At 49.8% G+C, this 13,236-nt stretch carries 10 protein-coding genes; 7 read left to right on the forward strand and 3 right to left on the reverse strand.

What is annotated here, in order from left to right:
* Nucleotides 1-1,000: 1,000 nt before the first annotated feature.
* From Q6A92_RS11335 to Q6A92_RS11360, 6 genes are all read left to right on the forward strand, one after another.
* Nucleotides 1,001-1,204 carry a hypothetical protein gene (locus tag Q6A92_RS11335; protein WP_332238229.1) on the forward strand — a complete coding sequence of 68 codons (204 nt, stop codon included), beginning with the start codon at nucleotides 1,001-1,003 and terminating at the stop codon, nucleotides 1,202-1,204.
* Nucleotides 1,205-1,909: 705 nt separating this feature from the next.
* Nucleotides 1,910-2,713: a MerR family transcriptional regulator gene (locus Q6A92_RS11340; protein ID WP_274398925.1), complete on the forward strand. Its 804-nt coding sequence runs from the start codon at nucleotides 1,910-1,912 to the stop codon at nucleotides 2,711-2,713.
* Nucleotides 2,703-3,368: a GyrI-like domain-containing protein gene (locus Q6A92_RS11345; RefSeq protein WP_274398923.1), complete on the forward strand. Its 666-nt coding sequence runs from the start codon at nucleotides 2,703-2,705 to the stop codon at nucleotides 3,366-3,368. The genes Q6A92_RS11340 and Q6A92_RS11345 overlap by 11 nt, the downstream gene beginning before the upstream one ends.
* A 710-nt stretch (nucleotides 3,369-4,078) precedes the next feature.
* A complete protein-coding gene (locus Q6A92_RS11350; RefSeq protein WP_332238230.1) occupies nucleotides 4,079-4,888 on the forward strand; it encodes a GNAT family N-acetyltransferase in 810 nt (269 codons plus the stop codon).
* A gap of 685 nt (nucleotides 4,889-5,573) precedes the next feature.
* Nucleotides 5,574-6,296 carry a 7-cyano-7-deazaguanine synthase QueC gene (gene queC / locus Q6A92_RS11355; protein WP_332238231.1) on the forward strand — a complete coding sequence of 241 codons (723 nt, stop codon included), beginning with the start codon at nucleotides 5,574-5,576 and terminating at the stop codon, nucleotides 6,294-6,296.
* Between the two features lie 174 nt (nucleotides 6,297-6,470).
* The gene (locus Q6A92_RS11360) at nucleotides 6,471-6,761 is read left to right on the forward strand and encodes a hypothetical protein (RefSeq protein ID WP_332238232.1); all 291 of its coding nucleotides are present in this window, start codon (nucleotides 6,471-6,473) and stop codon (nucleotides 6,759-6,761) included.
* A 115-nt stretch (nucleotides 6,762-6,876) separates the two neighbouring features.
* Here the strand turns inward: Q6A92_RS11360 and Q6A92_RS11365 are convergent, their stop codons facing one another.
* The 3 genes from Q6A92_RS11365 to ilvD form a co-directional block, all read right to left on the reverse strand.
* Nucleotides 6,877-7,263 (reverse strand): hypothetical protein, encoded by a 387-nt coding sequence (locus Q6A92_RS11365; protein WP_332238233.1) that lies wholly within the window; start codon nucleotides 7,261-7,263, stop codon nucleotides 6,877-6,879.
* 452 nt (nucleotides 7,264-7,715) lie between these two features.
* The gene (locus Q6A92_RS11370; protein WP_274398913.1) at nucleotides 7,716-8,690 is read right to left on the reverse strand and encodes a bile acid:sodium symporter family protein; all 975 of its coding nucleotides are present in this window, start codon (nucleotides 8,688-8,690) and stop codon (nucleotides 7,716-7,718) included.
* 48 nt (nucleotides 8,691-8,738) lie between these two features.
* Entirely contained in the window at nucleotides 8,739-10,466 is a 1,728-nt protein-coding gene (gene ilvD, locus Q6A92_RS11375; RefSeq protein WP_274398911.1) for a dihydroxy-acid dehydratase, read from the reverse strand.
* A gap of 1,050 nt (nucleotides 10,467-11,516) precedes the next feature.
* Between ilvD and ilvB the strand changes: the two genes are divergently transcribed.
* Entirely contained in the window at nucleotides 11,517-13,235 is a 1,719-nt protein-coding gene (gene ilvB / locus Q6A92_RS11380; protein ID WP_332238234.1) for a biosynthetic-type acetolactate synthase large subunit, read from the forward strand.
* Nucleotide 13,236: the final 1 nt, after the last annotated feature.

Raw genomic sequence — 13,236 nt, forward strand, 5'->3', positions numbered from 1 at the left:
GACGGCCCAAATGGTGCAGCGAGGAACTTCATTGACATCATGTCGATGGAAAAAGTGTAAGAAAATGTCTCAGTCCAGTGAAGCAGACAAAGCGTATCTTTTTTGTCATAATAATTATCCACTCTCTCAAATAAGGAGCGCAGGATAGCCGCTGACCCGCCTGCGCGGCGGGTCGTTTAGACTGAAAATAAGGAACGGGATTGTGTACAAACAAGGAAATTTTCGGAAATCACAAATCTGTCTGTAAAAGCGTTGTGGATGGCTGTCCCTTTAATCATTGCCAAGAATTCAGCTGAGTTAAGGCGTCAATCAAGGTGTATGAAAAAGAGTTGAAAAGACGTGGTTACCTAGTGTCCGTTCACAGGATCTAGACAAAGAACGGTTTGATTTGAAGGGAAAAACTTTTAGTGACGTATAACAGGCAAAACGGGCACTTAAAATCGTGCCCATTCATGGTTTTTTTTTTTTTTAATAATCTATAATTTAAAACGTCTACGGTCATGTTGATAACCACATAGGCAATCAATCCCGGCATGTAATAATTTCCACCGGCATCAGGACGTATGAAAATATAGATTAGGAGAAGAACTAGAGAAAAAACCTTGATCGAAACGAAGACTTTGTTGTTCATATTTAGTATCCTTTTTATTTGTTGTAAGTTCTACTTATTTTACCTATGAAGTGTGTCCGTGCTGAATTACTATAGAAATAATAATCTGTTCTTTCCTTTAGTACAATTCTACCGCCATTGATTCTATTTACTAGCCATATTCTATAAATTTTTTCTGTGACATATTCGTTGGGAGCATATGCCGCGAGAAAAGTGTTTGCGATGACTGAGATGGCCCTAATTGATGCAAAAGGTATAAACTGAGTAACTCCCGCTATTACAGCAGATCTCGTTACGGCTAAAAATTTTTTAGAGTATTTAAGTGTTCCCCAATATTGCCAGCCCGTTACATAGGTAATGCCACCCCCACCACCTGATCCAGGATTCATCATGAACGAGATGATCTTTTTAGGTGTTGTGTTACTTGTATTTTGTAAATCAACATTGTTTAAAGATGCAGATGGGGCAAACGAAGGTGATACGCTAACTTTTGGTATAGTTGTAGCTGGCGTGGCAGCACTAGCTGAAGTTGCGAATAGGGCGAATGAGCCGAAAAACAAAGTGGACAATAACTGTCAGTATAATTTTCTTTAGCTTTAATAGTTTCATAGATGATTTTCCCCCCTTAGTTTGGAATACATCTATGATTGTAAACGTTGCCAATTAAAAAGACTGTCGAATTAGGGAGGATAATTGTAAATTTTATGCAAATATTTTAGAATTTGAGGATGTTTTTGAAAGAATCATTCAATATGGATCGTTATCATCTAGTGACTCAATATGAACAAATCGATCAGTTAATTCATGAACCCATCAATCTGAACTCATGTGTTCTGACCAATCCATATCTTCTGTTATTTTTGCCAAGATCTCCGGTCTCTCCACCGATTTTTCAAACCTCTTCTCTCAGCAATTCTTCACCTCTTCAAGAGTTAGATGTTTTTTCTTTTTCATATGACAGTCATAGTAATGATGTGGCTTCGTACTGTTAATTAGATCATTAATGCCTCTCAAAAATCAAACATCAAGATTTTGACTTTTGTCACTGAAAATTGTAAAAAATTAAGAGGAAAGAAATTTGTTTAAATGTTTCAGTCCGCCGTTTAAAGAGCGATTCGGACAATTGCCGCCGGACGGCGGCCGATTATCTTCCTGCTCCTTCCCGGTGGTCTGTATACGGCGGTTTCAGCATCCAATCGATGCCCGCTTTAAAGGGGCCCACCGTTCAGACGTTTAGAAAAAAAACAGTTGACTCTCCCGTGCGGAGGATCGTTTATACTAAGGAGGCGAGTATGGGCCGTGTACAAAATCGGGGAGTTTTCCAAAATCACAAACCTCACTGTTAAAACGCTGCGCTATTACGACGAGCAAAACATACTGACTCCGTCTTTTCGTAATGAAGAAAACGGATACAGATTTTATAACACTGCCGATTTTAAAAAAGCAGAACGGATTAAACTGCTTCGGAATCTTGAATTTTCCATTTCCGAAATGAAAGATATGCTCGGCCGCTGCGAAACGCCTTCTGATTTAACTTATTTTCTTGAGGAAAAGAAGGCGATGATCGAAAACAGAATTCTGGAAGAAAAATTTCTGCCGGATAAAATTAACTTTTATAGGAAACCGAAACAGGCGGAAGAAAATGGCCCGGATTACGAAATCGAAATCCGGGATATCGAACCGATTGCCGTGGCATCGATCAAATATAAAGGGAAATACAGCGATATCGGAAAGTATATGGAAAAGTTATATAAGGCCGCCGGCAGCCATACCGAGGGATGCCCCTTTACCCTCTACTACTCGGCTGAATACAGCGATGAAGCGGATATTGAATGCTGTCTGCCAGTCCCGGCGCAGCTGAAGCAGGCGGATGCGGCCGCGCCGGTCAGAGCCGTTTGTACGGAACATAAGGGCGGCTATAACAGCCTGAACAGGGCATATAAAGCTCTTCTGGACTATGCCGGGAAGCATCATTTCAGCTATCTCACGCCCTTCCGGGAGGTGTATGTTCAGGGACCGGGCAGGATATTTAAAGGCAATCCGAATAACTACGTAACGGAAATCATCATGCCGATCGGCAGGAGGCAGGAACATGGCTGCTGATAAATTAGACTATAAAAATGCGTTTAAAGATCTGTATCTTCCCCCGAAAAAACCCGTGCTCATTGATGTGCCGGCCATGCCTTTCATCATGGTCGACGGAATGGGCAATCCGAACGATGAAGGAGGAGACTATCAGTCGTCGGTTGAATTGTTATACGGCCTTTCCTACACCATTAAGATGAGTAAGAACGGAAAACAGCGGCTGCAAGGATACTTTGATTATGTCGTGCCGCCGCTTGAAGGGCTGTGGTGGATGGACGGCCGGGAGCTTGACTTATCGGATAAAGATCATTATAGCTGGACATCGATGATCCGCCAGCCGGAGTTTGTGACTGCTGAGGTGTTCCGTTGGGCATGTGCAGAGATTGCAAGAAAGAAGCCGCTGCTTGACGTATCGAAAGCCCGGTTTCAGACGTTTCAAGAAGGCCTGTGCGTGCAAATGATGCATATCGGTCCTTTTGAGAAAGAATCGGAAACCATGGCGCAAATGGAAAACTATATCGAAGGTCATCAGCTGAGGAACGCGATTTCAACAGTCCGGCCGGACGGAACGATCAAAAGGCATCACGAGATTTATCTGTCCGATCCGCGAAAATCGATGCCGGAAAAAAGAAAAACAGTAATCCGCCATCCTGTTGTGCCGATCGTTTCGTAATTGAGAGGAACAGGCGGCCACCGGCTTAATTCTAATAAAAACGATGCTGCGGGAAATGATTCATCTTGTCGAAGCAGCCGGCCGGTCTTTTCTGATGGGCAGCCGGTTTAACAGCTAAAATGAGAGAGAATGGCCTATCCAATCCGTCTATTCTTTCTCATTTTTTGCTGCATTTTTTCTGAGCGGCACGTCGCAGGGCTTCTTTCAAATGCTGCCGATAAATCCTGTCCGCCGGCGGGACGTCACGATTATGCCGCTGCACGGATGGCAGGACATTGCGTGGAAAATTTTTGCAGAAGATTTAGGCCGAAGATAAACGTTTTAAGCGCAAAAACTGCTGCCCCGTCTTGAAAAATATTATCCTCTCCAACGCTGCTTTCTGGAAATAAAGGTTTCTTCAGCGTGCAGTTTTTTTGAATTCCTATTCGGGCGGGCTGAAGAAACCGGCGGCTCATATTTTTTCATAAAGTGTCCGGCTTTTATGACTATGCCGTTTTTACCGATTGCCGGTGTCTAAGCGGCAGCGGAGATATTCAGATTCATAGAAGAAAATTAATTTTATATTCATCATGATGAATGACAAGATTTATTCATACCATTTCGTAAAATTTTCATATATAATTATGAAGAAAAAGTAAAGATTAGTTAACGATGACACAGGGTCTCTCGGCATGTGCAGGACTGAAATGCCTCTGGAGAGGAGAGTATAGATGATCAGGCAATTAACGGAAAAGGACAGAACGCTCGTCATGGATTTTGCAGGTGAACGTCCTGCAGAAAATCTTTTCATTCTCGGCGATATTGAAACGTTTGGCTTTGGCGGTGAACCGGTGATGGTATGGGGAGACTTTAATGAGACCGGAGCACTGATCAGTATCCTGCTCCGATACCGGGATAATTTTATTCCTTACGCGAAGCATCCCGATCAATTGGACGGAGAGGCATGGTCGGAAGTGATCAAGAACAACGGGAAACTGAGGATGCTTTCCGGCCTGAAAGAGATGGTTGAGCGGATTCTGCCTTTTATCGGGCAGCCGCCTCAGGATAGAAAACTTTGTTTCTATGCAAAACGTGAAGATCGCGAAGTACTGGATAAAGAGTCGATGCGCAAAGACGTAAAAATGCTTTTTCCCGAGGAAGCGGATAAAATCGTTCGGCTGCGGGCATCAATCCCAGAGTTTTCGGAACCGAAAGTAGATCCCGCCGATTTTCAGGAGAACATGGAAAAAGGTATTTCAAGAACCTATTATATTGAGAAAAACGAAGAGCCGGTCAGCGCGGTCTCGACAACGGCCGAGACGCGCCGAGCAGCGATGATTGTCGGTGTCTGTACAAAGCCGGGCTATAAACGGCGCGGTTATGCGACCAGCTGTCTGATCAAGACGATTGCTGCTCTGAAGGCGGAACACAAAGAACCGTGTCTTTTTTATAACAACCCGGAGGCCGGCAGTATCTACAAAAAACTCGGTTTCGAAGATATTGATCAGTGGATGATGGCGAGCTACAGGAAAATTTCATGAGACAGAGGGGCCGAAACGACGGCGCTGATCCGATGAGCCAACCGACAGGAGCCGCATGAGTCGTAAGGGCTTTTTTACTGTGAAGGCACAGCTATTAGAGGGGCCGGACCCCGGGGCCTGCCGGTATGGTATGAAGACGTACCGGCTTTTGCAGCAGAGGCTGTGCCGGAGACTGCGAAGCCAGGTTTTTTTCGAATAGTTCTGCCGGCAGCCCCGTATGTTCATGAACCGGAGAGTTTGCTATAATAGTCACACTGAGGGTTCGAAATTCCCGCCCCTCATGAAACAAAACTAGGGAGCGTTGCAACTGAAAAATTCGGCTGCTTTTCTTGAGAAAAAGCGTTCGGAACGGCGAGTGGTCCAGTTAGTTGGGTTCACGGACCTGTCCGGATGCCTATCAAGGGACAAGGGACGTCGTCCGACTTTGCGCTCTCCATTTTTGTTATGGAGAGTTTTTTTCATTCGCTTCTTTTTGCCAGCCGGAATGCTAAAGAGGCCTGTAATCTGAGCTCCAAAAGCTGAATCCGCACTGGATCCAATGCATCCGGTCGGGGGAAAGGATACATACACCAAGGTTCGTAAAAAGGCAGTGCCGTTTGTGCGCGGCCAAGGCAGCGGACGGAAAAAATACTTACCGGACCGCTGCCGCAAATGATTGAGGATCTAAACCGGGGAGGTGCCTGAAATGGCCAAAAAAGCAGTGGCTGTGCTCAGCGGAGGGCTGGACAGCACAACATGTATGGGTATTGCGAATCAGGAAGGCTTTGAAATTTATCCGCTGACATTCAGTTACGGTCAGCGTCACAGTCGGGAAGTTGTTCAGGCGAAAAAGGTGGCGGCCTATTACCGCGTGAAAGATCATCGCATTGTCAATATCGACTTTTTTAAGCAAATTGGCGGCAGTGCTTTGACCGATACGTCCATTGGCGTGCCGCAGGACGGAGATGGAAGCGCCATCCCCGTCACCTATGTCCCCGCCCGAAACATGATTTTTCTCTCTCTTGCAAGTGCTTATGCAGAAGTGCTGGGTGCAGAGACCATCTTTATCGGCGTCTCTTCCGTTGATTACAGCGGCTATCCCGATTGCCGCCCTGAATTTATCGACAGTATGAACCGGACGATCAATCTGGCCACAAAAACAGGGGTCACAAGCCGCGGCCTGTCCATTCAGGCACCGCTGATGCATCTGACAAAAAAAGAGACAATCGAGCTTGGAACGAGGCTCGCGGTTCCTTACCAGTTGACGACATCCTGTTACAATGGCGGAGACAAGGCCTGCGGCACATGCGACAGCTGCAGGCTGAGGATCAAAGGATTTCAGGAAGCGGGGCTGATTGACCCGATCCCCTATCAAATCGATATCGACTGGACCCGGCGGCCGTCACAGAACATGCCCGGCAGAGAATGAAGCCGCCGCCGAAAAAATGTTGCTGATAGAGATTTCATCCATCCGTCTCCGTTGCTCTACCGGCCAGATTCGGAGTTCTATCGGCGGAAACGAGTGCTCTAACCGGCCGAATTCGGAGTTCTATCGGCGAAAACGAGTGCTCTATCGGCCGGATCTGGGGTTGTATCGGCGGAAATGGGTGCTCTACCGGCCGGATCTGGGGTTGTAACGGCGGAAATGGGTGCTCTATCGGCCGAATCGGCGGAAATGAGTGCTCTATCGGCCAAATTCGGAGTTGTATCGGCGGAAACGAGTGCTCTACCGGCCGGATCTGGGGTTGTAACGGCGGAAATGGGTGCTCTACCGGCCGAATTCGGGGTTGTAACGGCGGAAATGGGTGCTCTATCGGCCGAATTCGGGGTTGTATCCGCGAAAATGAGTGCTCTATCGGCCGAATCGGCGAATGCTCTTTCTCTGATTTGTTGATCAAACTGCTAAAAAATATGAGTATCTCTTTAGCCCATTTTCCTGCTGTGCCCTCAGATGATGATCGACTTTTCCTGAGATGATCAATCCCGAAAGACAGAGAGTGTGTCCGCGATCAAACTTCTGCAACAATTTGATAGATCAGGTGCCGCGAAACGGGCACAGCGACCGATAAACTGCCGCCGACGACCGATAAGCCGGCACAGCGACCGATAAACTGCCGGCGACGACCGATAAAGCTGGCACGACCCGATAAACTGCCGGCGACGACCGATAAAGCCGGCACGGCGACCGATAAACTGCCGGCGACGACCGATAAAGCTGGCACAGCGGCCGATAAACTGCCGGCGACGACCGATAAAGCCGGCATAGCGGCCGATAAACTGCCGGCGACGACCGATAAAGCCGGCATAGCGGCCGATAAACTGCCGGCCATGATCGATAAAACGGGAACAGCGGTTAATAAGGCTCCGGCCGCGGCTGATCCATCAATCAGGGACAATCTTTCTGTTCTGATTATCCGCACTTATTGATTCCAGTCTGTTTGCTGTCGATTTTCCGCACGTTATTATCGATATTCTGCCATTTACCGTTGATATTTTGCTTTTTACTGCTGATAAGCTGGTATTTCCTGCCGATTTTCACCACGATTTACAGGAATCCGCGGCGGGCGGAAGAAAAAGATCGGACGTTTTCGCCATGTAACGCCTGTTCTGCATGATAGCTCTCTTTTTCAGCGGAATAAATCGCCGTTCGCAGGAACATTCAAAAGAATAGGCTGTCGCCCGTGCCGAGCGATCGCTTTTTGGAAGAATTGCCGGCGTTTTTGCGCCGCGGCCCGACTGAACGGATGGGGATATCCATTAAAAAAATATGGCCGCCGTCGGACGAGGCCATATTTTTTCTACCTATTATATATAACTAAGTAATTTTTAGCGGCAGCTGCGTGCCGAGTCAATTGACCGAGTTTTGAACGGCTTCGACGACGGGCACCTTTCCTTTTTTTCCCCTGCTGGCCCAGTACGAAGCCAGGACCGAACCGGACATGTTGTGCCAGACGCTGAAAAAAGTGCCCGGAATGGCGGCGGCCGGTGAGAAGAAGGCCATTGCCAGCGATACGCCCAGTGCGGAATTCTGCATGCCGACTTCAAAGGTGATCGAACGGCTTTTCGGATGATTCATGCCGAGCAGCCGGCTGAAGAAGAACCCTAATGCAAAGCCTAGCAGATTATGCAGCATGACAACGGGGATCAGGATCAGAGTACTCGCTGCAAACAGTGACGCGTGGTTAGCGGCAACGACGCTGCTGGCGATCAGAATAATGGCAATTGTTGAGACGAGCGGAAGAGCTTCAGCCCCTTTTTCGACTTTGTTTCCTCCGAATGTGTGGACAAGTACGCCCAGAACAATCGGCAGGATGACAATTTCAATCACGCTGATAAACAGGGATCCGGTAGGAATACGAACCCAGCGGCCTGCAAGCAGCCACAGGATCAGGGGCAGCATGACCGGAGCGATCAGTGTCGAGACAGCGCCGATTGAAACGCCAAGCGCGACGTCGCCCTTTGCAAGGTAACACATGACATTGGATGCCGTGCCGCTCGGACAGCAGCCTACTAATATCACGCCGACAGCCAGCGCATTTGGCAGATGAAAAGCCAGGCAGAGTGCGTAGGCGACCAAGGGCATAATCAAATAGTGTGCGCAGACACCGACGATTACATCTTTAGGCCTCTTAAATACTGCGGCAAAGTCGGACCTTTTCAGAGAGACGCCCATGCCGAACATGATCAAGCCGAGTAGAAGAGAAACATACGGCAGAACCCAGAGGATCAGGTTCGGCTGAAAATAACTGATAACTGCGCCGGCGAGGACGAATAGCGCAAAATATTTTCCTAAAAACCGTCCTGTGGAAACAATGGCTTTCATGATGCTTCATCCCTTCTGTTTTCAAATATCTATGAAGTCTCTGAAAAATTATTTTGCGGTACCGGCCGCTTTTTTCTCTTGTGCTGCATCGTTCCAGGCTTCGGGCAGCCGCATGACGCCTCCCGTATGAGCGGAAGTGACGAGAGCCGCATAGCGGGCCAGATAGCCGCTCCTGACTTTCGGGACAAAAGGTTTCAACTGATTCCGGCGATCGGCCAGTTCCGACTCCGAAACGTCAAGATGGACGGTGCGTTGCACTAAATCTATGGTAATGGTATCGCCGTCTTTGACGAGGGCGATCGGCCCGCCCGCCGCCGCTTCCGGGGAAACGTGCCCGACCGATAGGCCGCGCGTCGCGCCGGAGAACCGTCCGTCCGTAAGCAGCGCCACATCTTTTCCGAGGCCGCGTCCGACAATAGAGGATGTCGGTGCCAGCATTTCCGGCATGCCCGGTCCGCCTTTCGGTCCTTCATAACGGATGACGACAACGTGGCCTTTTTTGACCGTATGATTGTCGATTGCTTCAACCGCCTCATCGTGTGAATTGAAACAGATCGCTTTTCCGGTGAATGTTTTGATGGACGGGTCGACGCCGCCGACTTTGATGACCGCTCCTTTCGGGGCGATATTCCCGAAGAGGACGGATAAACCGCCGGTCTTGCTGTACGCCTGATCAAGCGGATGGATGACTTTCGGATTTTTAATGTCGGCCTGTGCGACATTCTCGCGGATTGTCTGACCGGAAACGGTCATTCGATCGGGATGGATCACGCCGCCCATATCGGTCAGCACTTTAATGATGGCCGATATGCCGCCGGCTTCGTGGACATCCTGCATGGAAAAGGCAGAGCTTGGAGCGATTTTGGCGAGGTAAGGAACTTTTTCCGCGACGCGGTTGATCCGTTCGAGGTTATAATCGATGCCGGCTTCTGAGGCGACGGCCAGCATGTGGAGTACGGTATTTGTCGATCCGCCCATTGCCATATCGAGCGCGAAGGCATCATCGACAGCTTCCGGTGTGATCAGGTCCCGCGGCCTGACCTGATTTTTAACCAGATCCATCAGCTTAAATGCCGATTTTCGGATTAAGTTGCGCCTTTCTTCGGAAACTGCGAGAGCGGTGCCGTTTCCGGGGAGCGCAACTCCGAGCATTTCCATGAGACAGTTCATCGAATTGGCGGTAAACATTCCGGCACAGGATCCGCAGGTGGGACAGGCCGCTGCTTCAATATCGAGAAATTGCTCTTTTGAAATCCGCCCCTCTTTAAAGGCGCCGACGCCCTCGAAAACCGAAGACAGCGTCAGCGCTTTTCCGGTGGCCGAGAGACCGGCCTTCATCGGCCCGCCCGAACAGAAAATGGCGGGAACATTGGTGCGTACGGCTGCCAGCAGCATCCCCGGCGTGATTTTGTCACAGTTCGGGATATAGAAAACTCCGTCAAACCAGTGGGCGTTGATCATCGTTTCGGCAGCATCGGCAATCAGTTCGCGGCTCGGCAGCGAGTAACGCATGCCGATGTGACCCATGGCGATGCCGTCATCCACACCGATCGTATTGAACTCGAACGGGACTCCGCCGGCTTCCCGGATCGCCTGTTTGGCGACATCGGCCAGTTTCCGGAGGTGGACATGTCCGGGAACGATATCGACATATGAATTGCATACTGCAATGAACGGCTTACGCATATCCTCCTCGTTTTTCACCACTCCGGTGGCCCTCAGCAAACTGCGCGCCGGTGCCCGGTCAACGCCCTTCTTGATTTCGTCGCTTCTCAATGTTTCTTCATCCTCTCTGTTTTTGGCTTTACAAAAAATACAACGAGTTCCGCATTGCCCGGCTTACCTTTCCAGAGATCCGCCGACTCCGCCGGCAGAATGCAGATCGTACATCCACCGGATTGAGACGGCACCGACGCTGCCTGCCGGCCGTACTTCCGCCGGATGCAGCGGCCTTTGAGCTGCACAGGCCATGACAGTCCATGCATCCACAGAATGCACCGGTTCCCGGCGGCGTTAACCGCCGGACAGCGTGTTCTCAGCGGACGTTCTTTCCGGTCGAAGTTCCATCACCCCTTTACCATGGCAAAAATCTCTCCACCGGCGTTTCTGTCCCGGCGAAGACTTTTTGTTGAAACCATTCTGCCAGCGCCGCTGCATAAACGGCATAGAAAAAGGCTCCCATTCCGAACTGCGGATGGGAGCCTTGTACCCGGATCCCATTTGAAGCCAATTAGGACCCGGACAGTCGTTAGTTTTTTCACGATTGTCAGGATCCTAACTAATAAGAATAATGCTCAACAACACTCGGTCATCAAATGGGAAAGTCATGATGATTAACTCCTTGTCTGAATAATTTGTCGCTTTGGTATAGCTCAATATAACACCCGTCCAAAAGAAAGTCAACCCAAGTTTACAAATTAAATACGCTCTTTAAAAAAATCAGATATCGGCCGAAAAGGTTCCATCATCTGTTTATCTTCCGCATAGGAAAGGGGAATTTACGATTTCCACCAAAATTTTACAGACCTTTTTTGCTTCCAACTATTGGCCTTAATTTTTGAAATTAAAATTTTTTAAAAGTTTTTAAAAAAGGTTGACTGATTTTTTTATCTGGATTAGTATGTGTGACAATCCTCTCAAAAAATCGCTTTCAGAAACTGGCTCCGGAGCCGTTTGTTCGGAATCGAAAAGTTGGCGGGGAGAAACGGACTTTTGAATAGAGCGATCGCAGGATCTGCTGATTCAGCGAGTCTATTTGCCAAATCAATGGGACGGAAAAAGACCCGGAACTTAATAACAAAAATCTGAGAAGGAAGGGGAACGCGCGTGGATGTCAGAACAAAAACCGCAGCCGCAGCGGGGTCACATTTGGAAACGGGTGCCGATGTCATGATCCGGTCGATCCTCCGGGAAGGAACCGACGTCATCTTCGGCTATCCGGGCGGGGCCGTCCTGCCGATTTATGACGCGCTTTACAGACAGAAAGTCAGACATATCCTGGCCAGACACGAACAAGGGGCAATTCATGCGGCGGAAGGCTATGCCCGCGTTTCTGGAAAACCGGGCGTAGTCATCGCGACAAGCGGTCCGGGCGCGACCAATCTGGTAACCGGGCTGATGGATGCCTGTATCGATTCCTTGCCGCTCGTTGTTTTTACCGGACAGGTGTCGACCCAGGTTATCGGAACGGACGCCTTTCAGGAAGCAGATGTGATTGGAATGACCATTCCGGCGACCAAATACAGCTTTCAGATCGAAAATACAGATGATTTGCCAAGAATAGTCCGGGAAGCTTTTTATATCGCGACGACGGGGCGCCCGGGTCCCGTGCTCGTCGATCTGCCCAAGGATATTTGCGCGGCGGCAGTGAAACGGGAGCGGCCGGGTACGGACATGGATCTCCCGGGCTATCGATTCCTGAAGGAGCCGAATGTGGCGCAGGTCGAAAAACTGGTCCGTGCCGTTGAAACAGCTGAAAAACCCGTTCTTCTGACGGGAGCAGGCGTCATCCACGCGAAGGCGGCGGATCTGCTGCGTGCTTATGCAGTAAAGCATCATTTGCCTGTCGTCAGCACGCTGCTTGGACTCGGCAGTTTTCCGGCGTCCCATCCGCTTTTTCTCGGGATGGCCGGCATGCACGGAACGTATGCGGCCAATATGGCCCTTTCGGAATGCGACCTGCTCATCAACATCGGATCGCGTTTCGATGACCGCCTGACCGGAAATCCTGCCCGGTTTGCGCCGGGCGCAGCTGTCGCCCATGTGGATATCGATCCTTCGGAAATCGGGAAAAACGTCCGGACGGTGATTCCGGTTGCAGGAGACGCCCGGGCCGTACTTAAAAAATTGCTGCAGGCAACGGGCCCGTCCGGAGACAGGCACCGATGGCTGGAACATCTGAAGCAGTATGCCGGAGCGCACCCGCTGTCTTTCGGCACAGACGCGGATGACGGGGGGATGGCCCCTCAGAGCGTAATCCAACATGTTTTCCGCCATACCGGCGGCGATGCGATCGTGACGTCAGACGTCGGACAGCATCAGATGTGGACCGCTCAGTATTATTCTTTCGACCGGCCCAATCGCTGGGTGACATCGGGAGGGCTCGGCACGATGGGCTTCGGTTTCCCGGCGGCGATCGGCGCGCAGATTGCCGAACCGGAAAAAACAGTCGTATCGATTGTCGGCGACGGCGGTTTTCAGATGACGCTTCAGGAACTGGCCGTGGTTGCCGAGCTGAATCTGCCTGTCAAAATTGTTATTTTGAACAATCATGCGCTGGGCATGGTCAGGCAGTGGCAGGAGGCTTTTTATGACAAAAGGTACGCCCATTCCATTCCTTCCGTGCAGCCTGACTTTGTCCGCCTCGCGGAAAGTTACGGCATCCGCGGTGTCCGTGTGGCTGCGGAGGAGGATGCGCGCCGCGTGTTTCCCGAAGCCCTCCGGGATCCCTACCCCTGGGTGATCGATTGCCGGGTCAGGCAAATGGCCAATGTTTTCCCGATGGTCGCCCCGGGGAAAGGGCTTAATGAAATGATCGGGGTGTAAA

This window comes from Sporolactobacillus sp. KGMB 08714 (assembly GCF_036598985.1).
GTDB lineage: Bacteria > Bacillota > Bacilli > Bacillales > Sporolactobacillaceae > Sporolactobacillus.